Source organism: Streptococcus uberis, from assembly GCF_900475595.1.
In the GTDB taxonomy this organism is placed as follows: domain Bacteria; phylum Bacillota; class Bacilli; order Lactobacillales; family Streptococcaceae; genus Streptococcus; species Streptococcus uberis.
Map to the genome: position 1 here is coordinate 1,406,110 of NZ_LS483397.1, position 24,748 is coordinate 1,430,857.

At 33.2% G+C, this 24,748-nt stretch carries 18 protein-coding genes; 1 reads left to right on the forward strand and 17 read right to left on the reverse strand.

The window, feature by feature from the left end; genetic code table 11:
• Positions 1-2: 2 nt before the first annotated feature.
• From DQM95_RS07260 to DQM95_RS07315, 12 genes are all read right to left on the reverse strand, one after another.
• Positions 3-632 (reverse strand): hypothetical protein, encoded by a 630-nt coding sequence (locus DQM95_RS07260; RefSeq protein ID WP_037593375.1) that lies wholly within the window; start codon positions 630-632, stop codon positions 3-5.
• Positions 633-761: 129 nt separating this feature from the next.
• Positions 762-1,721, reverse strand: a complete 960-nt coding sequence (locus DQM95_RS07265; protein WP_037593373.1) for a Gfo/Idh/MocA family protein — start codon at positions 1,719-1,721, stop codon at positions 762-764.
• Between the two features lie 212 nt (positions 1,722-1,933).
• Positions 1,934-3,598, reverse strand: a complete 1,665-nt coding sequence (locus DQM95_RS07270; RefSeq protein WP_037593371.1) for an ABC transporter permease — start codon at positions 3,596-3,598, stop codon at positions 1,934-1,936.
• Positions 3,599-4,678, reverse strand: a complete 1,080-nt coding sequence (locus DQM95_RS07275; protein WP_037593370.1) for an ABC transporter ATP-binding protein — start codon at positions 4,676-4,678, stop codon at positions 3,599-3,601.
• A 10-nt stretch (positions 4,679-4,688) separates the two neighbouring features.
• A complete protein-coding gene (locus tag DQM95_RS07280; RefSeq protein ID WP_037593369.1) occupies positions 4,689-5,723 on the reverse strand; it encodes an ABC transporter substrate-binding protein in 1,035 nt (344 codons plus the stop codon).
• A gap of 70 nt (positions 5,724-5,793) precedes the next feature.
• On the reverse strand, positions 5,794-6,564 hold the full coding sequence (locus DQM95_RS07285; RefSeq protein ID WP_037593368.1) for a helix-turn-helix domain-containing protein: 771 nt from the start codon (positions 6,562-6,564) through the stop codon (positions 5,794-5,796).
• Positions 6,552-8,213 (reverse strand): sensor histidine kinase, encoded by a 1,662-nt coding sequence (locus tag DQM95_RS07290; RefSeq protein ID WP_111685990.1) that lies wholly within the window; start codon positions 8,211-8,213, stop codon positions 6,552-6,554. Before DQM95_RS07290 ends, DQM95_RS07285 begins: the two co-directional genes overlap by 13 nt.
• 107 nt (positions 8,214-8,320) lie before the next feature.
• Positions 8,321-9,907 carry a hypothetical protein gene (locus DQM95_RS07295; protein ID WP_037593366.1) on the reverse strand — a complete coding sequence of 529 codons (1,587 nt, stop codon included), beginning with the start codon at positions 9,905-9,907 and terminating at the stop codon, positions 8,321-8,323.
• Between the two features lie 78 nt (positions 9,908-9,985).
• Complete coding sequence (gene dcm, locus DQM95_RS07300; protein WP_037593365.1) at positions 9,986-11,206, reverse strand: DNA cytosine methyltransferase; 1,221 nt, start codon at positions 11,204-11,206, stop codon at positions 9,986-9,988.
• Positions 11,203-12,168, reverse strand: a complete 966-nt coding sequence (locus DQM95_RS07305; RefSeq protein WP_037593364.1) for a DUF4160 domain-containing protein — start codon at positions 12,166-12,168, stop codon at positions 11,203-11,205. Before DQM95_RS07305 ends, dcm begins: the two co-directional genes overlap by 4 nt.
• Before the next feature lie 3 nt (positions 12,169-12,171).
• Positions 12,172-13,224 carry an AAA family ATPase gene (locus DQM95_RS07310; protein WP_037593362.1) on the reverse strand — a complete coding sequence of 351 codons (1,053 nt, stop codon included), beginning with the start codon at positions 13,222-13,224 and terminating at the stop codon, positions 12,172-12,174.
• Positions 13,217-14,884, reverse strand: coding sequence for a DUF262 domain-containing protein (locus DQM95_RS07315; protein WP_111685991.1), 1,668 nt, complete (start codon positions 14,882-14,884; stop codon positions 13,217-13,219). The genes DQM95_RS07310 and DQM95_RS07315 overlap by 8 nt, the downstream gene beginning before the upstream one ends.
• A 920-nt stretch (positions 14,885-15,804) precedes the next feature.
• Here DQM95_RS07315 and DQM95_RS07320 point away from each other — a divergent pair.
• Complete coding sequence (locus DQM95_RS07320; RefSeq protein ID WP_111685992.1) at positions 15,805-19,428, forward strand: polysaccharide lyase 8 family protein; 3,624 nt, start codon at positions 15,805-15,807, stop codon at positions 19,426-19,428.
• 53 nt (positions 19,429-19,481) lie between these two features.
• On the opposite strand, the gene DQM95_RS07325 is transcribed toward DQM95_RS07320, so the two are convergent.
• From DQM95_RS07325 to DQM95_RS07345, 5 genes are all read right to left on the reverse strand, one after another.
• Positions 19,482-20,483, reverse strand: coding sequence for a LacI family DNA-binding transcriptional regulator (locus tag DQM95_RS07325; RefSeq protein ID WP_037593360.1), 1,002 nt, complete (start codon positions 20,481-20,483; stop codon positions 19,482-19,484).
• Positions 20,484-20,580: 97 nt separating this feature from the next.
• Positions 20,581-22,488, reverse strand: a complete 1,908-nt coding sequence (locus tag DQM95_RS07330) for a heparinase II/III domain-containing protein (protein WP_037593359.1) — start codon at positions 22,486-22,488, stop codon at positions 20,581-20,583.
• 57 nt (positions 22,489-22,545) lie between these two features.
• Positions 22,546-23,361 (reverse strand): PTS system mannose/fructose/sorbose family transporter subunit IID, encoded by an 816-nt coding sequence (locus DQM95_RS07335; protein ID WP_037593358.1) that lies wholly within the window; start codon positions 23,359-23,361, stop codon positions 22,546-22,548.
• Positions 23,348-24,214 (reverse strand): PTS mannose/fructose/sorbose/N-acetylgalactosamine transporter subunit IIC, encoded by an 867-nt coding sequence (locus DQM95_RS07340; RefSeq protein WP_037593357.1) that lies wholly within the window; start codon positions 24,212-24,214, stop codon positions 23,348-23,350. The genes DQM95_RS07335 and DQM95_RS07340 overlap by 14 nt, the downstream gene beginning before the upstream one ends.
• 28 nt (positions 24,215-24,242) lie before the next feature.
• On the reverse strand, positions 24,243-24,737 hold the full coding sequence (locus DQM95_RS07345) for a PTS sugar transporter subunit IIB (RefSeq protein WP_037593356.1): 495 nt from the start codon (positions 24,735-24,737) through the stop codon (positions 24,243-24,245).
• Positions 24,738-24,748 lie beyond the last annotated feature (11 nt).

Here is a 24,748-nt window from a genome sequence, read left to right on the forward strand (position 1 = left end):
TTTCATTTTGCCTTCATTTCTATGAGTAAATCCATATAATAAACCTTTTCATTTGTACGCAATGAGACTTGAACTTTATAGTTCCCTTTGCCATTTTCAGATAAAGAAAGGTGACTTTTTTTAATGTCTTTGATGTCATATTGCTCAATCAAGGCATCAACCAAATCTGACTCTGGGGCTTTATCATATAAAATGGTCTTTAATTCTGTTTCGGGGTGATCTTTTGAAGATGTTACTATTCCTAACTTTTTAATGGCTTCAGTCTCTATGGAACGATTCAAGATAAAATCTAAGTCTTCTGCCTTTGTCTTTTTCAAGTTCAGTTTATTTTGCGAAGCTTCAAAAGCAATCTCTTCCTTGCTTTCGTTGTCTTGGATTATATGACTGAAAGTTCCCTTAGGTGCTTTCAAATCCAGAGGATTAAAGACAATGCTTTTTTCTTCTTTTTGATTGTTTTGCTTATCTTCATAGGTAATACTTGCTACATAAGTGTTAACTGCCGAAAAATCTTTCTCTTTCTGATTTAAAAACGCAAAAAGAGGTTGAAAGGCTTTTTCAACTTGCACTTCTTCTTCTGAACGATTTTTTGGTCTCGCTGTTGAATGGTCGCTACAAGCTGCTAAATTGGTCATTAATAGTATCCCTCCTAATATAAGAACAATAGATGTGATTTTTTTGATCATGTATTGGCTCCAACTTATTTTTTTCATTGCATGAGATGTCTTAACCTTTAAGTCCTAAGTCCGTTTAAAGCGTCACTTTTATTTCCCCCACGATTTGTAGAGTTCTTCGATGATTTTAATGGTTAAGAGGGTAATCTCCGGTTTCATGATTGGACTGGTTGTCATTCCTTTTTGAATCATATCACTGACATGGAAGGCTTCCGAAGCAAAGTCACTGTCCATTGGTGCTTCTAGCAGTCTCCGACTGCCATCCTCGTGAATGAGCGTTGCAACAGTCGTCTTCCAAAAGCTAGGAATTTCAATCGTCCCTTTGGTCCCTCTGATGGTCATTTTATGTTTAAGGGATAAACTCGTTGTTAAGAAAATATCCACAATGAGCCCATTTTCCATTTGCAGTAGTATCTTAGATTGACTGTCACTTTGACCTTCAGGAAAATTGGCGACGCCTCCGGCTTTCTCAATAGGCGAATCAAAAAGGTATTGCAGATAGGAAAAGGCATAGGGGGCCATGAAATGGACCGTTCCCCCTCCTGCATCTAGATCTCTAAACCAGTCGATATGATCAATATTGGGATAGGAAGTTGTCGACGATACGGATAAAACCTCCCCTATCTCACCGGATTGAATGGTTTCCTTGATCACATCCGTCATCGGTATGAAGACGGACTTTTGCGCTTCCATGAGAAAAAGATCCTGACGGTAGGCGATATTAAAAAGCTCGCGCGCCTCAGCATAAGTAATGGTAAAAGGTTTTTCAACCAAAACATGTTTGCCCGCTAGCAAAGCTTTTTTGGCACAATTGTAATGATCTTTATTGATGGTCGGAACATAAATCACATCGATCTCCTGGTCCACCAACATTTCTCTCAAACCACCATAGGCACGCGGAATCCGATATTGCTTGGCAAAAGCTTTGGCTTTCTCTAACGAACGACTGGAAACAGCAACCACCTCACCGTTCCCAGCAAGACGAACACCTTCTATAAAACGAGGTGCCACCTGCGCAGTGGACACCACACCGTATCTTACCTTTTTCATAAAGAACCCCACTCTATCTATTCCACACTTGAAAACGTTATTATAAAAATATTATAACATGAAGAGATAAAAATGACAGAAATGAAGGGTAAGATTGCCTAAATTTCAGCTTTCACAAAGATAAACAAACCCTAAAAACCCCACCAAATGATAGGTGGGGGGAGGAAAACAAAAAGCATCGTAATAACGATGCTTTGAGGTAAGAGAGTGAGTTACATGGTAATACGATCGCTTTTTGATACTTTCATAAAAATGAGCAAGGATACTACGGTAAAGCTTGTTAACAGTGTTGAAAGTGCTGCTGCAATCCCATAATTACCTCTTAATACTTCAGTATAAATGGCCACAGTCATTGTTTTCGTATTAATATTATAGAGAAGGATTGATGTCGATAGCTCTGAAATCATAGTAATCCAAGATAGAATTGCCCCAGAAATAATACCAGATAACATCATAGGAATGGTAATCTTTATAAAGGTATTGATTTTTGAACTACCGAGACTGGCAGCAGCCTCTTCAATGCTAGGTGAAATTTGTTGGAGTGCAGCTACTGAAGACCTTATAGTATATGGTAAGCGTCTTATGGCCAAAGAAATAATCATTACCAATGATGTTCCTATAATAGCTAAAAATCCCGATCCAGCTATTCCTGTATTAAAAGCTGTGATGAAAGCAATCCCTAATACAGTACCAGGTACAATATAAGGAACCATACTCATGCTATCAATAAGAGATGTAAAGGGGTTGCGTTTGCGGACACTTAGATATGAAATGAATGTAGCAAAGACTAGTACTAAAATTAAGGCCATTAGCGGTATCCTCAGTGTATTTAAAATACTAACCCCCATTCTATCAAATGCTTGACGATAGCTGTTTAGTGAATACCCCTTTACAAAAATCATACCCGAAGTTTTTAAGAAAGAGGTATAAATGAGATAGACTTGAGGCAAAACAGATAAGCCAATAAGGCCATACACACCAGTATAAACCATTAATTTTTTCAGACCACTGATATTTTTAGGTTCAATAGGATGTAGACTATTCATACTAAAACTGTTTTTTTGAGCTAAGTATTTCTGGATTAAAAAGATAATAAGTGCAATTGTAATGGCAATAATAGCTAAGGCTGAGGCAAAGGCTGAATTACCTCCTACTTCACTAATAAATTGAGAATAAACCAATACTGGGAATGTCCTGTATCCCTCACCAATTAACATTGGTGTTCCAAAATCAGAAAAAGCTCGCATAAAGACCAGTAGAGCTGCAGCTAAAAGAGTGGGAACTAAAAGTGGTAAAACAATTTTAGTCAATTTTTTAGTTCCGGTCACTCCCATGCTCTCAGCCGCTTCCAGCAGTGAGTTATCCATACTTTTCAAAGCCCCACTCACATATAGAAAAACCAAGGGAAAAAGCTGCAAGGTAAAAACTAAGACAATACCTAGAAAACCATAAATATCAATTTTGGGAAAACCAAAAGTTGTTGCTAACCATTTTGTAATGACACCATTACGTCCTAAAAGAAGAATCCATGAGTAAGCACCAACAAATGGGGCAGACATTGAGGCGATGATAATTAATATCTGTAGGTATTTTTTCCCTTTAAAGCGATACATCGCAAAAGCATAGGCTAAAACAGTACCAACAATGAGTGAAAGAAGAGTAGCTACTACTGAGACTTTAAAGCTATTAAATAGTGTCTCAACATAGTAATCTTTTGAAAAAAAAGTCACAAAATTTCCTAAGGAAAGTTGGCCATTGACAAAAATTGCTTGTTTTAAAATGGTCACAATAGGATAAATTAAAAATAGGAGATAAGAAATAAAGATAATAATTGAAGAAACCAACCATACATTCATTTTGGAATGGACATTTTTCATTTAATCCACCTCCAACAAATTCACCTTACCATCCGCAGAAAAGACATTTATCTTTTGACGATTGATATCTAGATAAATACAATCACCTGGACCAAAGTCTTCGTCTAATGTAGATTCTTCAGTTACCTGAATCCGATTCGCAAATGGTGTTTCAACAATATACTCTGTATTTAAACCCAAATAAGTGCTATCTTTAATGACCGCTTTAATAGCGCCATCCTTTCGACGAACAAATTCTTCAGGACGAATGCTGACTCGGACTTCTTGATCTTCGATATGATTCAATGATGGAAAGGAGATTGAATAGCCATCATTAAATTGGAGATAAGCCTCACCATTATCGTGACCTAAAGTGGCTGAAATCATATTCGTTCGCCCTATAAAGGTAGCAACAAATTCATTACTTGGTCGGTGATACAACTCTTTGGGTTTACCTATTTGTTGAATTTCACCTAAATACATAACAGCAATTTGATCAGAAATAGCCATAGCTTCTTCTTGATCATGGGTGACATAAACTGTTGTTATACCAACTTCTTTCTGAATTTCTTTAATAGCTTGACGCATATCAATTCTGAGCTTAGCATCTAAATTACTTAAAGGTTCATCCATCAATAAAACATCTGGACTAATGGCCAGTGCACGCGCAAGGGCAACACGTTGTTGCTGACCTCCGCTTAAATTTTCAGGTTTTCTGTCTCTAAATTGATCAATTTGCATTAAAGCTAAATACTTTTCAACACGCTGGTCTATTTCTTTATGTGATAATTTTCGTTGTTTTAACCCAAAAGCAACATTATCCTTCACCGTTAAATGTGGAAAAATAGCATAATTCTGAAAAACCATACCAATATTTCGACGACTAGGATCCATTTGATTAATCCGTTCCTCAGCAAAGTAAAAATCTCCGCCCTCAATCGAATTAAATCCAGCAATCATTCTTAATAAAGTTGTTTTTCCACAGCCTGACGGACCCAATAATGTAAAAAGCGTTCCATCTGGTATCGTAATGCTTAAATCTTCAATCACGGGAACATCATTATAGATTTTCTTTGCGTTCTTTATGGTTATTTGACTCATCTATAACCCCCTACTTTGATTGAATATCAACAAAGATGTCATTATAGCGTTTTACAATATCTTCTTTATGCTTAATAACATAATCATAGTCTTCCGTAATGGTGTGAATATCACTTAAGGTTTTCATGTTCTTACTTACTTTAGCATCTTTACGCACTGGTCTATTTGTTGTTTCTGTGCCTAAAGCATCCTGTGCTTCTTTTGATACAATAAAATCAATGAATTTTTGAGCATTTTCCTTATTTGGTGCCTTTTTAATAATAGCAGCACTCGCTGGTAAGAAGACTGAGCCTTCTTCTGGATAAATGACCTTGATATTAGCCCCATCATTTAACAATTTCACAGTCGGATCCTCATAGGAAAGACCTACCGCCATCTCACCATCAGCCACCGATTTATAGACATTTGATGAACTTGAATTAATTTTACCATCAACTAAAGTGAATAAGTCTTTAACATAATCCCATGATGCATCTTTGTCATAACCGCCAGTGGCTTTTAACATATTGGTTAACTGAGCGAAAGCGCTGGAAGAATTAGCTGGGTCTGCTGTAGCAATCTTACCTTTTAGTTCAGGATTAAGAAGGTCTTTATAACCTTTAATTTTCATCCCTTTTGTTAAGTCAGGATTAACAATCAATACTGATCCGTCTAAAGTGTAAGGCGTTGAATAACCCGTGGTATTTTGATAGTCTTTGATCACTTTGTCATTATCTTTTGCAGTATATTTTTCAAACAATTCTGGATGTTGGGCATACTGGGTATAAGAACCCCCAAAAACAATATCTGCTACAGGCTTGCTGGATTCACTTTCAACTTTTTTAAAGAGTTCACCAGTACCAGCTTGGATGAGTTCCACCTTGATGCCATATTTTTCCTCGAAAGCTGGAATCGTTGCATTGATCAAGCCTTCCGAATTTGGTGAATAAACCACTAATTTGTCACTCGATTGACTAGCACTTTTAGCCCTTTCTTTCGAACCACAAGCTGTCAAACAAAGCAGTGCTGTTGAAGCAACCATGAGAGTTAACATTTTCTTACGCATAAGCATGCTCCTTTTTTTGATTTGATTACCCTCATTCTAATAAAGAAAGCGCTTTATTTATAGGACGATACTATCCTTTATGAGTAAAATTCTCTTTAAATGTAGTATAGGTTAATCCCGTATAACGACGAAATACTTTACCAAAATAATTGTAGTCTGAAAAACCGACTGCTTCTGCTACTTCATAAACTCTCAAATCAGGTTGACTGGTCATTAACTGAATAGCTCTCTTAATACGGTATCGATTCAAATAATCTTTCAAAGTAATCCCTAAATCTTCTTTGATTTTTTTATAGAGATAAGATTCACTGTAACCAAAATGTCTGGCAATTTCTTCTGTTGATATGGAGTGATTGTAGTGTTGATGAAGATATGCTACTAAATGGGCAGACCAAAAATCTTCCTGAACTGATGGCAAGCTGATCATAGGAAGTTCTTGATAATAGTGACTGTTCTTAGAATCACTCACTTGATTTTTCTGATCTAGAACAATCTGCCATAAGGTATCTCTTAACTCTTCTATATCTAATGGTTTTTCCAAAAAGTGTTTAACCCCATAAGTCATAGCTTTCTTAGCGTGTTGAAAATCACTATAAGATGATAAAATCATCTTTTCATACGGGATATCCTGACTGTTGTCAAACATTTCAAAACCTGTCTTCCTTGGCATCATCAAATCCGTTAACACAATGTCCGGATGGCATTGCCGAATACATTCTAACCCTTCCTCACCATCTCTAGCTGTTGCCACCAAATCAATGCCTAATTGTTGATAATCCAAAGCACGACTCAACCATTCTCTTATCAAATCCTCGTCTTCGACAATAATCATTCGTAACATGCTTGTTTCCTTTCAAATTGTAATTGTATACCCTTTTTAGATTCTGCTAGGCTTAGCCCTATTTTTGTACTTGGGTAGAACATAACTAGTCTACTGTAAGAATTCACCAAACCATGCTCAGTAGCTCCGCTTTTCACATAAGCGTCAAGTGTTTCTTGAAAATGCCTACTAAAATCAGGACCATTATCAGATACTGTGAAACAAATAAGCTTTTCCTGACAAGTCACTTCGACTGCAACTGAAAGATCATGACGAGCAGTCATCCCATACTTCAAAGCATTTTCTACCAGTGGCAACAGAAATAATTTAGGAATACGGAGCTGTGCTAGAGACTGATCATAGTGAAGACTAACCTTTAATTGGTGAAAACGTATCTGATTCACAAGAAGATAATCCTTCAAAATCGCCATATCTTGTTCCAAGGTAACAGCATCACTTTCAGTACTGATACTATAACGTAGCACGCGGTTTAGAGCTAATATCATTTTTTCTGCTTTTTGGGGATCTATGTACATTAATATTTTGATGGATTCCAAAGAATTATATAGAAAATGGGGATTAAACTGTGCTTCTAGTAACTTCCTCTGAATCAATACTTTTTCTTGCTCAGAAGTCAAGGTTTGCTGAAAAAGCCTTTGAAGAGCATCTAAAACAGCATTTATCTTTTTAGCAAGGAAACCAAATTCATCATCAGTTGTAATGGATAATGTTGATTGATAACCATTTACAATGGCGTCTAAATCCTTTACCAGTAGTTCTATACTGTCACTACTATGCAAGCTGATTTTTTGAGATAGATGTTTAGCTAATAAATAATGAAGCATAAAAATAAACGTAGCGAAGAGTCCTGTGAAAAAAAGCAGATAACTTAATGGAAAAGCAACGATCTTTGTATAAAGCATCAATTGAGGTGTTAATTCTTTTTGATGATTAAGGTAAACTTTGCCATCCTGATATGACAAGATTGCATCAGAATGGTTTATAACTACTTTATGATGATTCTGATTTGCAAAACTTAAGCTATTTGTCGAAAAAAGATTTTGAAACTTATCCGTTAGTATATACTGGGTAGACTCTGACGATAGATTGGATTTAAAATCATTTCCATCGATATAGAGTACAAAATAACCAATAAGTTGCTGTTTTTGAATAATGGGTTTTAGTTTCAATAAATAGCGATTGCCTTGATAATCTTTCATAATCCGATATTCCGAATCCTTTTTTAGATTCTTTAATGCGATTTTGACATAGCTATCGTCTTGCAAACCATCTCGGTTTGGTAATTTTGTTGATAAAGCTAAACTCCCATCTGCCCTGTACAAAGATAAGGCTGTCCTAAAAGGCAATTGGCCTGTTTCTTCATAAATGTGACGAAACATTTCCCTTTCCGAACGTTCACCTTTTAAAAATCTGGGTACTTCTCTGGTGTCAAGTTTTTTAAAAATAAGATCACTTTGCCAGTCAACCTGATTAAAATAAGTCAATATAGTCCTTCTTCCCTCTAGCAATTGACCAAACTGAACTAAAAAAATAAAGAAGACCAAAAATAGAATATAAAAGCAAGCAATAAAAAAAGTTGCCTTACGAAAACTTAAAAAAATCTCACGTCGCAACTTTTCCTTAAATGGCACCAACTTCATATTTTCCATAACAACCACCCTTAACATCCCAACTAAAAAAGCATGTTACCATGCTTTTAATTATGAAATGATTATAACAAGATGAGTACTAAATGTAAACGGTGTCAAAAATAAAGCTATTTTTTGTTTGAAACCCATCCAATAGCGTCTTTAGGTGGATTTTCAATATCAATCCACGTAAACTCAATACCAATTACTTTTGAATTCCTATATTTAATCAATCTAATTGCATTGATATGTAAATCAATTAATTTTTGATAAGTCAATGCTTCTCGTCTTTTTAATTGAAAAACTTGATTAACAATCCATTCCCCTAAAATAGCTTGGTTTTTAGTTGATTGAATTGCCTTACCATTTTCCTGATTAATATATGCCTCAATCTCATCACCAGAAGGTAAAAATCTTAAAGTAAATGTGCGATCTCTTTTATCAAGTGCAAGTTTTCCACGAGACCCCTCTTTAAATGTTCCTATTGAGTCACCGAAAAAGTTAGGATAGGCTTTATGGAAGTTGATTGAATCAGGAATTGGAATATAAACTTCATTAGCATCACGATAAATTAGCTTTTCAATAGCAAGTAACAGTTCAGGGCTAGCAAAACTCTCGATATTTGACATAAATTCCTGTCTATCTTCTCTCATTTTTCTTGTTTCTTCGTTTGTTCTATATTTTGGAATTAATAATTGATACAAACTTTCATTTAGATAATTTAATTGATCCTTTGTTAAATATGAATAAAATTGATCTAATAAATCAGCAATCCTTTTTTCACGGTACCCGTTTTTTCGTGATAATTTTGATCCTCCATTAAATCCATTAAAACCTGAACTAGCCTCTACTTCTAAATTCTTATTTGGAATCATCCACGATACTGTCATTTCAATATTATCATCAGCTTCTTTTGTAACCAAAGTATGTAAATTTTCAAATAAATAAAACGGGTCTTCTATATAGTCAACATCCCAAGATTCAACAATTATTTCTTTGTTGTTGAATGCCATCAATAGCTGACTATCAGCAAATGTATATTTATATACATGTCTACCATCAGTGAACTTGAAATTCATTGGTTTATCGAGACTTGTGGCACCAAGAATTTCTAATTGATCAATATCAATCGGTAGATAAGAAGTTTCACCAACATGTATCTGTGGATGATGGTCTTTTGCAGTCGGCATTAAAACATGATAAACAGATTCTACATTTATATCATCCGACTTAAAACCGCGAATTTGCGCTTTCGAAGATTCAATTCTTTGATTTCTAAGCTTTGCAATATCCTCTGCAATCCGATAATAAATAGGAGCATTAATTTTATCGGCACTCGATTTATCTTTTGATATAGAAGCATTAAATTTTATTTCACCAAAATTTTCAGCCCAACCCGCAGATTGGCCTTTAAATTGTGCAATTTTTTGATCTCCCGATTGAAACCCAAAAGACTTTATACCGACTAAATATTTGTGAGTATCATCTACGATTACAGAAGCATCAAATGAAGTATTTGCGATATCTTCACCTACTGCACTAAAAGCTTTTTGAAAAACAGTTTCCTGAAATTTAGAATTAATAATCGGAGTCACAATGGGTTTATTATCTCCATCACTCTCTGATTTTTGCGAAAATGCCTCACTTAGACTGGCAAAGTTAGTAATATAAGTTTTATACTTCTCTTTATCAACTTTTTTTAAATAGTTCCACATAATTGTTACCTTCGACTTATTTACTTTAGTATATCAAAAGAAGACTAGTTTATCACTAGCCCCTCATCTAATTATTCGTCATTGAATACTATAAAACTCTAATTTTCCCCGTTTTTTGACTAAACGAAGGTAATCATCATCTGAAAGAATTCCTAAGCCATCATCATATGACGCAATTGTTAAAAGTGCTGCTTCATAATCCTTAACAAAATCCTTGACATATGACTCTCCTTCAAAAGGGCCGTTCATTTTTGTATAAATAATGGAAACATTATCTTTACGAGTATCTTTTTTAGCAAATTTTGATTGATTCATTGCCTTAGCAATATTTTCTGCAATGCGATTAATAACCGGTACCACAACACTGTTTCCCGCTTGTTTATATAGATGACTATTCGCTAATCCTTCAGGTAACTTAAAGTCTTTTGGATAACCTTGTGCGTTAAATGTTTCTTTAGGTGTTAGTTTTCTAATTCTGCCATTATCCGTTAGAATTAACGGTACATTATGACCACCCGTACCCATATTTGCTGTTAAAGTTGGTACAACGCCACTTTTATTTTCACGAACATATTGTCGACGCCATTGATAAACTGTATCTTGACGATCCATAGCATGTTTTAAATCTGGATAAAAGCGTTGCTTGCCTTCCTCATAATAGAATGCTGAATCCATTTCAGAATTAAAATCAATAATGTCCGATAAGCCTTTCGTTAGAGGAACTTCTTCGGGAAATTCAAAGTTATCAAAAGCTTCTTTATTATCAAAACCTACGATATAAATCCTCTCTCTATTTTGAGGTACATTCCCATAATCTTTTCCATTAAGTACTTTCCACTTAATAAAATAATTATTTTCAGTCAAAGCTTCTCTGATTACTTTAAATGTGTTCCCGTGGTCGTGACCAACCATATTTTTAACATTCTCTACAAAAATAGCCTTTGGTTTTTTAGCTTCAATCATGCGAAGCAATTCAAAAAACAAATCGCCACGTTCGTCTTCAAAGCCCTTTCGATAACCCGCAATACTAAAAGCCTGACAAGGAAAACCACCAACAATAATATCAACTGTTTCTGCTGGAATTTCTGCTGGATCGACAGCATGAATATCACGACTGTCCAAAAATGTATTCGGAAAATTTAAGGCATAGGTCTTCCTAGCATTTTTATCAAATTCATTGGCATACACCACTCTGAACTCGTCGGTTTGCTCAAAACCTAACTCAATTCCACCAACACCGGAAAAGAAAGCCGCTAAATTATACTTCTTCCCTTGGGCAGAACTTACAGAATTTGTCATTTAAACTCCTTTGACTTTATATTTTTTTTCAATTCTTCAATTTTATCACTCTTTTTTGAAAATAAACAACGTAAATCTTCTGAGTCACTTTCAGGAAAACCACTATTAATAATATCACCATTCTCCGAATTATAACTTCCACACTCATTTGACTTATAAAATATTGAAAATATTATGTCCTTTTTTTCCTGATTAGCTTTAATATACGCCAATTCGTAGTCTTGATTTAATACAACTCGATTAACTAATCTGTCTGGATGAACAGTATTCCACAGGTTTATTATATTTTCATAATTCCTTTTTATCCATTCTTCTATTTTGTGTTTATCCTTCGCATTTATTTTGATATCATGTTCTTCTAAAAATGGAATTTGATAAGCACCAACTTTTTCTCCATTAGTTAAAATATGAAAGTGAGGTGGATGATTAGCTTCATTTTTGTATATCACTGCGTCAAATTTCTCATTAATTGGTATCTTATTCCCAATTAAAGGAATACTTTTTAAGTCAGATAGAGATAACCAATTTTCAACCGTCACACGACATTTATTTTTTTTTATATTTATTTCTGTAATCTTATCAAATTCACTTGGAGTAAATGAGAATACAATCTTATCTCGTTCATAAGCTTCATAAATACAATCTGTTTCTAAATTATACTCCTCACAACCATATTCGCAATTTTTGTCTTTTCGAGAATAGCTATCCCAAAAGTTTCCATTCTTAAGTAATATTATTAAAACTTGTCGTGCTGTCATACCTTTTCCAACTTTACCAAAAATAAAATCTTCAAATGTATCCGTTTTTGTTATTACTCTCGAGTATAGGGTTGATTGGGAAAATAATAAAGAATCTTTTAAAGAACAATAAAAAGGTATAAAAGTTTCTTCCAAATATTTTTTAAATTCATAAACGTCACAATATTGTCCTTTCAACGAGTCTTCATTTAATATTATCTCCATTATCTAGAACCCCAGCATTTTCAATAAATCATTATCAAACTGATCAAATAAATTTTCTTGAGGATTTTCTATATCACCTTTACCTGAAATAGAAATTGTGTTATTTTTGGATTCAGAATTTTCATTCAGTTGAACAAAATTAATACCAAATAAATCTTTTGATTTCTTCTGATTTTCAGAATCATCTTTTGCAATTGCAACTCTAATCGCATTAAATACATGATCACTATGTGTTTCAATACATAATTGTCTACCTGTTTTTGAAATGTGAATTAAAAAATCAGTTAAATATGACTGCGCTTTTGGATGAAGGTGTAATTCTGGATTTTCAATTATTAAAATATCGCCTTTTTCACTAGCTAAACAAAGAATTAGAATCGTAATAAGGTAACTAGTTCCACTTCCTAAATTTTTTGGTCTATTAGATATTTTATTTTTTTTAACATCGTAAGTTATTTGGACTAAATCTGTTTGGTCAATATTAGTTATTTGAAGTTCTGTATCTAATATTTTTCTTAACCATGCGTTTAGTTCAACCAATAAAGTATTCGAACCATCATCATTGGTAACAATGTCATCATCAAGTACTTTCTTTTTATTATTTTGTAGATATGAAATCAAAAAACTTCCATTTGGTTCAAAATATTGAGAGTCTGAAAAGGTTTCAGGATATACATCAAGAGCTCCAATTCTATTCGCTCCAAGATATTTGATTTTTTTACATAAATTATTACCACTAACAATTACTTCTTCATCTGAAATTTCAACTGATTCCAATAATTTATCATCAAAAACTTTAATTTGAATATTTGACTTTGTGTTTTTGCTCTGTACTTCTGCGAAATGCCCCAAATTTATTAGTGGTCCATTCAAAACGTTATGTGGTTTTAGAACCTCTAATGATTTTAATTTTTGTGACTGTGCTAAAATTAGTAAAGCTTGTAAAATTGTTGATTTTCCAGAGGAATTTGTCCCCAGAAAAAGATTAAAACTTTTCAATGAAAGTCTCATACTAGAAATACTTTTTAGCGAATTTATTTCAATAGATCTAATCATTAATTTTCCCCAAAAGGTTTCTTATAATTTCAAACCTTTTTTCTATTTTATTTTTCCCGTCACGATAACTTCCTATACTATCAAGATATTTTTCATTTACAAACAAGTTTCTCATATCTTCAAAAACCAAGCTTTTATATTTATCATCCTTAGGAATCCTTGAAAAATAATACATTTGAGTTTCAAATATATTCATATTAATTGGAGAACTGTTTTTATTTGATTGATTTATAAAAGCATACTCACCCAAGTAATATTTTGCATTTTCAAGTCCTTTTATAATTCTTTGTTTATATGATTCTAAATCATTTTGAGATATTTTATTAAAATAAGTCATTGAATTGCCTAGCAAAGAATCAATATCAGAAAATTCGTATCCATTTTTTTGGGCTTCAAAATAAAACTCAAAAGCTAGAAAGCGTAAAATAATATACCTATCATTCATTCTATTATCTTTAACAAATTTTTCTGAGGTTGCTTCCTTAAATAAATTTGAATCTGCTATTTCTTTTAATAGTTCAGTTATTTTTCCATTATATAGTGCGTTTCGTATCTCTTGTTTATTTAGTTGTGTCCCCGCTCTATTTACTCTATCAAAAATATGAAATTTTACAGCTTCGTCTGTTGGTGGTATTATCACATAAGCCTGAATTTGATAATCCTCAATTCTCGACTGAAGTAAATTATCCAGTTGACTAAATGTAAAATTATTATATTTATGCAAAATTTTAAGTCCAGTTAGCGGAAACTCATCATTTAGGAATTTAATAAAAGATGTCAATCTTTGTCTTCCATCAACTACTAAAAGTTCTCCATTCGGATCTTCATTAAAATAAAAAACTGGTATAGGTAATCCCATTAATACACTCTCAATTAGTTCAGATCTCTGTTTATTGTTCCAAACATCAAGTCGTTGAAAATCACTTGCTAAATCAATCGATTTTTTTTTATATTTCCTATTCATTTCAAATACTGAATACTGATTATTATCTATTCTAATACTATTTTGAGATTGATATTCAATTTTTTCTTGACTGGTATTATCATTATTTATAGCTAAATCATCTGCTATATCAATAAAATAGTCATTATCTCCAACATCATGCCTATTCTGCAGAGATAACCTAGGTATTTCAAAAATTTTCTCAAAATTCTCGTTACCAACTATCTCAATAATACGATCTTTACAGTCATCAAAAATATTATTAATCGCACCGAAAATTGAAATACATGCTTCTTTAGAAACTTTACCTATCGCTTGATTTGGTGTTCCATTTAGTGAAGGACCAATATTTGGAGCGTTTTTTACATCTGGATAGCTATAAAAATCATTAGGTGTCATTTCTGCGGGTAATTTCCACTGTATTTCGACATCAATTTCATAATTTTTTGAACTAGCAGTTAAATAATCTATGTAAGACACTTTCCCAACCGCTACTAATCCGTTCTTCCACGGTTTTCTGTCCCCACCTAAAACTAAAAAAATAATGTCATTAACTTTTATTTCATTTTTGTACCAATTTAGATTTGTAATTCTAACCGAATTTATAAGTGTATCATTTTCATATTCTAAAATAGCTTGAGCAGTCGAATCTTTTTTTGTTTTTATGCTGTAAATTCCATATTCAAACTCACCATTACGTATCATGTTATCAATCATTCTTTAACTTCTTTCTATAGATCAATTATTAATTATTATATCAAAAAAAAATAAATTTCCTGCTTTTATTTCTTAGATACTATTAGTTTACTTATTTTCTATCACTTTAATTTATTTACTTTTAAATTAGAGATTCGATAATTATTCATAAGTTAATACGAAACTTTAGGCGAAACCGAAAGTTTCGTAAATAAACTATTTAATTTTGAATATTCTCTTTTATAATCTGATTATATATTTAAAAAAAACTGATTTTTTATTTTTCTAAAAAAGTGAATCTTCCGCTACTTCAATAATTAAAGAATTTAAGCAAAATCGAAATTTGATACGTCTATATCTGTAAATGCCAATTTATAAATTCTATCAAAAACAAGTGTTAGAAAACAGTGCCCTAATTGAGTGAGCATAACAACATTTAAACCATAAAACAATTTATGGTTTAAATGAGTTTATCTACTCAAAAGAAATGTCTTATTAATTATTAGAGATCTAGAAAAAATTAATCGAAAGTAAAGTAGCGTAATCTTTATTCATAATTTTTTCTAGTGACTACACCATAAACAGCAAATCACGACTAAAAAAGATCTAAATTTAACTGAAATTGTTTTTTATATCAAAATTTGATGTTAAAAATATTTCAATGATCTGACACATATTTTCTTTTTAATATATTAAAAAGATGGAAATTAACTGGAATTACACTAGAAAAAAGTAACTAATAATTACCTCAATATTTAATAATTATATTATCCTATGAATAAAGATCTTCTGCAAGGGGAAATTCTCTAAAGTTTTTTGAATAACACCATTCATTCTTAAATATTATAAAAAATAAGATATTTGTTGAAAACGCTTTACTTTTTAGGGAAAAGTGCTATGATTTAATTAAACCGGTTTACTATTTTTAAAAGGAGTTTTTTATGAAGAAAAATCATCGTCTCTATGGTTATCTTTTGTTTTCTAGTCTGATCTTGGGATCGACTCTTTTGACACCTACTATTTCTGTTCAAGCTGACGAAATAAGTAATTCTTCCGATACTTTCATCTCCACATTAAACACTTCTATTAGCGAAGATACAAGTCATGGTATAGCTTCTCAGGAAAGAGAGGATATCGGTGTTACTATGCCTACAGCTGAAGGAATGGCATCAATGCAAGTAAACAACTTGGTAAACTCATCTCAACAGGAACAAAATCACCCTGAGGTAGAAAACGATTCAACACCCCCTCTCCTTAATACTAAATTCAATAGTAGTATGGCTCCTTTGGAATCTAACCAAATAGTTGCTGAGACTAACAGTGACCAAACCAATAAGGTATCAAATGGTGATTTTAGCCAAGTCAAACCCACATCTTCTACTACTAGTAAGTGGACTAATAAAGAAGAAGCCACTAGTTGGTCTGTTTATATTGATGATAAGCAGACAAAAGAGATCGCTCCTATCATCCAAGTGAACGCTAATAAACAGCTCGTTATAAGTAGCAATTCCGATTTTCGTGGAGCTGTGACGCAAAAAGTCAAAATCGATCCTAGCAAACAATACAGAATCGACTTTGATATTGAAACTAGTCATCGAACTGGGCAGACATTTCTACGTATTCTTGAAAAGAGTCCTGATTCAAAACAACCTAATCGTATTTGGTTGTCAGCAATGACCAATGAAACGACTCCTTACCATCACTTAACAAAAGTCTACAATCCTTATTATGATGTTTCAGAAGTGACTTTAGAACTGTACTGTGAAAAAGGAAGTGGTAAAGCTATTTTCGATAACATATCTATGATTGAAGTTGGCCCAAAAGATGACGGTAAGACAAGTGCAGTCGCTACTGTTTTGCCGGAAAAACTCTCTCTTCCTCTTAACAAAAAAATCGTTTTGACAGATTCAACCTATAGTTATCGCATTCATAATACAGATCTCGCTGAGGTGGTAAATGGTATTATTATTCCTAAAGCCACCGGCCAGACACTTGTGACTGTATCCTTAGATAGTCAAATAGTTAAAGAAATTCCTTTAACTGTGCAACTTTCGCAAATAGATAAATATGATATCCTTACACAAAAATGGAATGATATCACTTTTGGAAGTAAGGAATATAATGCTGATGATTCTCATATGTTAGCTTTGTTTACAGAGCTAGAAGGGAAGGTATCCTCTCATTTGTCTACTTATCACTCAGAATTAAATAGGCATGTTCTTTGGGATGATCTTAACAACTATAGGGACTCCGCTCAATTGACGGCTACTTATAGACGTTTTGAAGATATGGCTAAGCAATTTATAACTCCAGGCTCAGCTTATTATCAAAAGCCAGAAGTGATAAGAATCATTAAAGATGGCTTATCTTGGTTAAATCAAAACTTTTATAATGCTAATAAGGATATTGAAGGCGGTGCCAATTGGTGGGATTATGAAATAGGTGTCCCTAGAGCTATTATAACTGTTTTGTCATTGACGAGTGACTATTTTTCTAAGGAAGAAATTATGCAATACACAGCTCCAATAGAGCATTTTGTTCCTAACGAAAATTATTTCCGCATGACGCTAACCAATCCTTTTCCTGCATTAGGGGGGAATTTGGTTGATATGGGACGCGTTAAACTCATGTCAGGCATCTTGAGAAAAGACGAGACTTTAATTTCAAAGGCTAGTTTATCTCTAAACAATTTATTTAAAACGGTAACTTCAGGAAACGGTTTCTATGCAGATGGTTCTTATATTGACCATACAAATGTTGCCTATACTGGAGCTTATGGTAATGTTCTGATTGATGGTATCTCACAGTTACTTCCTGTTATTCAAAAGACTGATCATAAAATTCCTGATGATAATATTAAATTAATCTATCAATGGATTGATAATTCTTTCCTTCCGTTAATCGTCCATGGTGAATTGATGGATATGAGTCGTGGTAGATCTATCAGTCGGGAAAGTGGGTCCTCACATGCCGCAACCATTGAACTTCTGAGAGGATTTTTACGCCTTGCTAACATGTCAGATAATACTCAAAATCATGTCCTAAAATCAAAAGTTAAAGGTATTCTTCAATCTGATAAGGTATTTGACCCCTATAAAAACTTACTTTCCTACTCAGACATTTCAGCCTTCAAGCAACTTCTAGCTGATGGTTCCATTCCTCCCTATCGTTTTGAAACAAGGCTGAACACCTATAATAGTATGGACAAACTAGCCTATTACAATGCTGATAAAGATTTTGGCTTCGCTTTGTCTCTTCATTCCGATAGAACTCAAAACTTTGAGGCAATGAATAATGAAAATACCAGGGGTTGGTATACAGGCGACGGTATGTTTTATTACTATAACGACGACCAAGCTCATTATAGTGACAATTATTGGCCTACTGTAAACCCATACTATATGCCAGGAACAACTGAAAGTGATACGCCTCGAGACGATGTCACCGTTAAACTGACTGATTCCTACAATAAACAAAAATTGGATTCTAAAGTGTTAACTGGACAGGTAACAAATGCTTCACCTTTTGTCGGGTCCGTCAAATTAACTGAAGAATACGGCTTAGCGGCAATGCAATTTAGTAACTGGAACCGCACCATATCTGCCAATAAAGGTTGGGTTATCTTGAATGATAAAATTGTCTTTTTAGGCTCTCATATCACTAATAAAGACAATAGTAGTAATGTTTTTACAACTATTGATCAAAGAAAAGTGACCCCTGATTCTCCTTATAGAATATATGTCAATGGTATTCTAACTGATTTAACAGATTCTCTAGAACATTCATTTGCTAACGTTCATTCTATTCTTCTAGAAAATGATAATCCCGATTTAAATATTGGATACCTCTTTATGAAACCAACCGAACTCTTACTTAAAGATTCATTTCAAACTGGTAGTTGGTATGCCATTAATCAAAATAAAACCACAAGTACAGAGATTAAAAGCAACCGCTTTATCACTATCAAACAATTCCATAATTCTGCAAGCAACTCCTATGCTTATATGATGCTTCCAAAAGCTAATTTAGATATTATCAATGATCTCATCCATAATAGTCAAGTTAGCGTCATCGAAAACACAGATAAGCTCCAAGTAGTTTATGAAAAAAATACAAAGACTTGGGCAATTATTAAGTATTCCAATGATCCCTATACTCTAAATGGCCAATTAGAGCTTTCTGAATCTGGACTTTATATGATTCAAAACAATGGAATTCATTATCAGATTGTAAGCTATAATCCCTTAACTCAAGAAAAAGAAACACAAACTTTGAAAGTTAAACCAAATGATTTCAAAGCTATTTCCATTAAGCCAATACAAGAGATAGACGATCTACTTTTAATTGACTCCCATAAACAAAACCAGTTACAAAACGAAATTATACATGAAAATCATGATATTAGAGCTTTCATTGACAAACCACTTACACTTGATACTGACTTGAGTATGTCAAAACACAAAATACCGATAATCCGTTATCAGTTTAAATGGGGCCAAGAAGTTTATAAGGAACTCCCTTATTTACTCCCAAATCACTATCAAAAAGAAGAAAAAAATGAATGATGTCATCTCCTCATTCATCAAAAAAGAACATTGATTTTTGCAATGTTCTTTTTCTATAAGGTTGATTCTTTCCATTCAATGTCACAATCAAAGGTTTTTTGCTTTTCATCGTGAGTAGCTCCCTCAATTTCATTAATTAAAATTTCTGCTGCTTCTCTTCCTTCTTCATAGGCTGGTTGGACAATTGTTGTTACAGTCGGAGACGAAAAATTTGTCCATTCCAAATTATCAAAACCTACTAGACCTATCTGTGGCATCTCAAAAGCCAACTTTTTCATGACACTAAAAACCATATGAAGCGCCCAGCAATTGGGTACAAAAACAAGAGTCTTACGACTTCTGTTCACTGCACTTTCTAAGAAAGACTCAATTTTTTCATGATCAGAATCCTTTTGGTCAATGATTAATTTTTGATAGTCTAGCTGATTATCTGATAAAGCATCAATAAAGCCAGATGCTCTTTCAATCCTTGTACTCAAAAGACTTGGATCAGCAGTAATCATTACAAAATCAGAATAACCTCTATCAATTGCCCCTTGAATCATATCATAAACAGCATCATAATTGTTAGTTTTCACCCAATTTGTTCTGTGCTCATATAATTGGCTATCAAAAAACACCATATGTTTTTCTTTTTCTTTAATAATACGTGAATACTTTCTAAAATTTGAAGTTGGTTGAATAATAAAGCCATCCACACCCAAGTTCAACATATTTTCAATGTAATGGTCTTCATTTTGCGACTCATAGTTACTGTTACCAATGATGACTTGATAACCTTTTTCTTTGGTTACTGTTTCAATGCCTTTGACAATCTGGTTAGCAAAGGTATTGGTTATATCTCCAATTAAGACACCAATTAAATTTGTTTTTTTTGAGTTCATACTACGTGCCAATGTACTGGGTTTATAACCCGTTTCATCGATGACAGCTGCAATTCGATTACGAGTTTCTTCAGACATTTTTTCATATTTATGGTTTAAATAGAAAGAAACTGTCGTTTTGGAAGTCTGAGATAGTTGAGCGATATCAGATATCGTAACTTTTTTTGACAAAATTTTCCCTCCCTTGTTGCATTTTTAGTTAATCGGTTTATCTAAATAAAGTATACCATAGAATGCTTAAAATGTTCGCAAATAGAAACGATTCTCATTAATTTTTTAAACGATGATACCTCTTTTTCTTATAGTCATAAACAACGACTCTTCCTTTAAATTTAATACCATTGCAATCATAAAGTTTATTTCCATGGATAAGTTGCTTCCCTAAAATGGTAACTAGGTAATGATTACCGTTCCCAGATATTTCATATCCAAACGATTCTTCAATTTTCAAACCTGAACCGGATTGAATAACATCATGTTCAATGACTTGACAGCTACTATTTATGAATAATGTACTATCCGAAATCGAATCCTTAAATGCTATTCTCTTAACTAACTTTGTCGATTCCTCAATGGCATTATATCTTTTAGAAATAGTAGTGCTTTCGGATAGTAATTTTTGACGGCTTATAACCTTTAATTGGTTTAATTTACCTTCTTTAAGTGTGACCTTATCATCTAAGATAAATTGAATCTGTAGTGTATTTTCTCCTTGACACATCATAAAATCAAATAATAGGGTATTGCCATCTGGAAGTAGTAAAATTTGACGCGTATGTTGGCTATTTGTATCAAAAACCTGACCTTCCAATAAAAGAAACTCCTCTGATTGGCAAACTGGAAACATGTGTGCTTCCGGATAATCAACATATGACCAGGAATCTTTTATATGCTTTTCTTTGACATCACTAATAAAACAAGTAGAATGACTTCTTTGACTCTTTAAGAAATAACGTATTTTATTTTCGGTGTAAGTATATCGTCCTGGATCAATAATGATTGGTTGACCTTTATCATAAAGTACGAAACTATTTTGATCGCTGTGACTATGGGAACTTCCAAAAGGTCCACATTTAAAGAATAGGTATCTATTTTTATCTTCATGACAAACGTGTCCACTATTACAATACATATTCGTAAATGCTTTAGTGTTAACAGGTATTATCTGTGTAAACTTTTCAATCCCTCTTTTTCCAAAAAGTAAAATTGAGTCAATATCGACTTTAGAAAAAGCTTTGTTTTTAAATTTTTTTGAATCAAAGAATATGGCTGATGTTGTTAAAATATCCCTTGTTTCTGTAAAATCACTATCCCCTAGTGCAATTTGATAACCATCTGATCCAGTTACGGAGTAAATATAATCAGCCATTTTTAACAGTTTCTCATTCAAAAGAAGGTTGTAACTAGGAACAAATAGACATAACTCTAAGAGATTTTTATAAACTTCAACATGGTACATAACAGATTGTTCATATTGTGTTCCGTCTTCAAGAATTTGTAACTCCACTTGATTAATTATTTCTTTTCTAGCAAAAGTAACTAATTGATCACTGACTGTCTTGCATCCATAAGTATGATGCCATAGCAAAATAGCTACAGTCTGAGGGATGCCCCAATTACTTAAACTATATTTCTCAATATAGTTATCATATAAATAGTCAAGTTGATTCTTGACAGCAATTAATATCTCTGTTTTATCATCTTCTTTTAAATATCCCAATTGATCTAGATGATTGATAATCCTATACCAAGTGATACACCTGATACCTGTATCTAAGGAACGAGAATTTATGCTATCACTTATCATTGGCATATTTTTTGAAATCCAGTCTTTTATAAAAAATATGATTTTATCAAAATATTTTGAATCCTGCTCCATGAAACCTGCCAAAAATAAATGATTTAAGAATGAGTGTCTATTAAGCATAAATACCCATTCTTGATCATCAAAAGGAATATAGTCCCAAATCATTTCCTCTAAATGAACTGGTGTATAACAAGGTTCCATATCCCAGTTATCTTTGAAGACGAAAGTATTATTTAACACATCATCTGCAATTTGCTTTCTTTTTTGATACTCACAATTTTGATGTTTAATAATATAATTTCTGCAATAGTTATAATCAAATTCTTGAAAGACATCATTAAATGGTTTTTTAAGATTAAAGTTTTTCATGCTACTTCCTTATCAATTCAAAAAAGGATTAGAAGTCTCTCTAATCCTTTGAGGCTTTTAAGCAAGAATTCCTAACCAACTACCGATAATTCCGATAATGACTGTAAGGATTACAAGTTTGTATGTTGTCCATTTTTTATGTTTTATTAAATAATACATTAGGAATGTGTAAAGTACTGGTAACATAGCTGGTGCAATTTTATCCAGCATACCTTGGACGGTAACAATTTTTTGACTAGCACTTGTAACTTTATCAGGAGCAAAAGTATATGGAATTGTCAATTTCACTTGAGTTGCAGCCAAACTAGAAATAACCGTTACCCCTACAATATTTGCAGCCCGTGAAATGACTTCCATTTGTTCACTGAGTTTTTCAATAAATCCTGTACCAAGTTTGTATCCATAATGTCCTGTAATGAGTTTAATAGTTGTTAAAATGACATTCATACAGACAAAGAATAAGATTGGTCCTAATACTAAACCATCAGTTGCTAATGAAGCAGCAATGGTTGAGAATAAAGGTGCTAAACAGAATTGTGATAAGGAATCACCAATACCAGCTAATGGCCCCATTAGTGCCATCTTAATCCCACGTACTTCTTCTTCAGGACGATCATTATCAATCATAGCTAGATGGAGACTCGTAACAAAAGGTAGAAAATGTGGATTTGTATTGTAGAATTCAATATTTTCTTCAACTGCCTCAGCTAAAGCTTTTTTATCATCTCCATAATGCTTTTTAAGTGCTGGGAAAATAACATTAGCATATCCTAAACCTTGATAATTGCTGTAGTTAAAACCATTTTGTAGAAAAAAGGCACGTAATGCAGTTTTAGTATAATCGCTTTTAACAAGTTTATTAGATCCAGTCATCGTGTTCGTCTCCTTCGGCTTTTGTTTCTGCAACTGCTGTTGCTGGTCTTCTGAAGATATCAATCAAAGCAAATATTGTTGCAATTAATGCTACCCCAATTGTCGGAACACCAACAACGCTATTTGCAGCAACTGATGTCAATAAGCCATCGCCATTTGCTGTAGGGGTTAACATTGGTAAACCAAAGTATACTGCTAAGACATATCCGAGAATGACGTAAGGAATAAGTTCCTTTTTAGCCATTACAGATAGAATCATTGCAAACCCGATTGCAGGAAGCATTTTACCAGCTAATGTCAAACCATTAAGTAATACAGGCGGAATTAGTGCAAACAAATTAGTTAAAGTCTGCATTGAAAGTGCTCCAATTAAACCTAGTGCAAAACCTACTGCTGCAAAGGCCCATATTGTCCCATTTGCTGCAACTTTGAACTTTTTAAAATTACCTTCACGTAAAGCTTTTTTAGCTGTTTCGGGTGCACCCGCAAATGCTGTATAAATAGCTGTTTGTAAAAATTGAATACCAACAGCAATTGGAGTTGACAATGCAAGTGCTGCTTCTGGAGTAATTTTATCTTTCGTAGCAACTGTTGTAATAGCCATCAAAGTTCCAAAAATACCAGGTCCGATTGGATTAGGTGGAACTGTTCCTCCGGCTCCTACACCAAATCCCATATAGGCTAATTCTGAAATAGCTCCTACTGCAAGCGCTGTCTGAATATCTCCCAAAATAATTCCAACACCTAGTGACAAAACAATACAACGATTGGTGTATAGACCTAGTAGCATACCACTGAAACAGAATGCTGTCCACAATCCAATTAAGATAGCTTGGATGATAGTAATATCCATAATAATCTCCTTTGACTTTAATTAATTTTTAAATGTAATCTAAAATATTGACTTCGACAGCACCGTCATTCCCTGTTGGGGTTGTCTTAGTATTGAAAGAAACGCTATATTTCTCATGCATCTGACGAATATGGTCTCTATCCTTTTCATCAAGAAAAATGGATCGAGTAACCTGTTTTTTGCCTTCCGCATTATGAATATTCCCAATATTAATGTCTTTAATTGGAACCCCACCTGCAATCAAACGATGAGCATCTTCTAAGTTTTTCACAATAATAAAAATCGTTTGTGCTGGATTAGCTTTATGAATGACATCAATGACTTTTTGAATTGGGAAAAAACGTAAAGCAATTGAGCTAGGAACTACTGTTTTCATTAAGGTTTGTTGTATGTTATCCTCTGCTACAGCATCATTGGCAACGATAACAGTATTACAGCTTAAAAACTTGACCCACAGTTGACCTTGTCCATGAATAAGACGTTCATCCACACGAGTCATCACAATATTTGGTCCAGTTGTCATTTCTGACCTCC

Coding starts and splice junctions, on each gene's coding strand:
- DQM95_RS07305 (WP_037593364.1), bottom strand. CDS start 12,168: ATGGAGATAATATTAAATGAAGACTCGTTGAAAGGACAATATTGTGAC.
- DQM95_RS07285 (WP_037593368.1), bottom strand. CDS start 6,564: ATGTTACGAATGATTATTGTCGAAGACGAGGATTTGATAAGAGAATGG.
- DQM95_RS07315 (WP_111685991.1), bottom strand. CDS start 14,884: ATGATTGATAACATGATACGTAATGGTGAGTTTGAATATGGAATTTAC.
- DQM95_RS07310 (WP_037593362.1), bottom strand. CDS start 13,224: ATGATTAGATCTATTGAAATAAATTCGCTAAAAAGTATTTCTAGTATG.
- DQM95_RS07275 (WP_037593370.1), bottom strand. CDS start 4,678: ATGAGTCAAATAACCATAAAGAACGCAAAGAAAATCTATAATGATGTT.
- DQM95_RS07340 (WP_037593357.1), bottom strand. CDS start 24,214: ATGGATATTACTATCATCCAAGCTATCTTAATTGGATTGTGGACAGCA.
- DQM95_RS07265 (WP_037593373.1), bottom strand. CDS start 1,721: ATGAAAAAGGTAAGATACGGTGTGGTGTCCACTGCGCAGGTGGCACCT.
- DQM95_RS07295 (WP_037593366.1), bottom strand. CDS start 9,907: ATGTGGAACTATTTAAAAAAAGTTGATAAAGAGAAGTATAAAACTTAT.
- DQM95_RS07320 (WP_111685992.1), top strand. CDS start 15,805: ATGAAGAAAAATCATCGTCTCTATGGTTATCTTTTGTTTTCTAGTCTG.
- DQM95_RS07290 (WP_111685990.1), bottom strand. CDS start 8,213: ATGGAAAATATGAAGTTGGTGCCATTTAAGGAAAAGTTGCGACGTGAG.
- DQM95_RS07345 (WP_037593356.1), bottom strand. CDS start 24,737: ATGACAACTGGACCAAATATTGTGATGACTCGTGTGGATGAACGTCTT.
- DQM95_RS07280 (WP_037593369.1), bottom strand. CDS start 5,723: ATGCGTAAGAAAATGTTAACTCTCATGGTTGCTTCAACAGCACTGCTT.
- dcm (WP_037593365.1), bottom strand. CDS start 11,206: ATGACAAATTCTGTAAGTTCTGCCCAAGGGAAGAAGTATAATTTAGCG.
- DQM95_RS07335 (WP_037593358.1), bottom strand. CDS start 23,361: ATGACTGGATCTAATAAACTTGTTAAAAGCGATTATACTAAAACTGCA.
- DQM95_RS07260 (WP_037593375.1), bottom strand. CDS start 632: ATGACCAATTTAGCAGCTTGTAGCGACCATTCAACAGCGAGACCAAAA.
- DQM95_RS07330 (WP_037593359.1), bottom strand. CDS start 22,488: ATGAAAAACTTTAATCTTAAAAAACCATTTAATGATGTCTTTCAAGAA.
- DQM95_RS07270 (WP_037593371.1), bottom strand. CDS start 3,598: ATGAAAAATGTCCATTCCAAAATGAATGTATGGTTGGTTTCTTCAATT.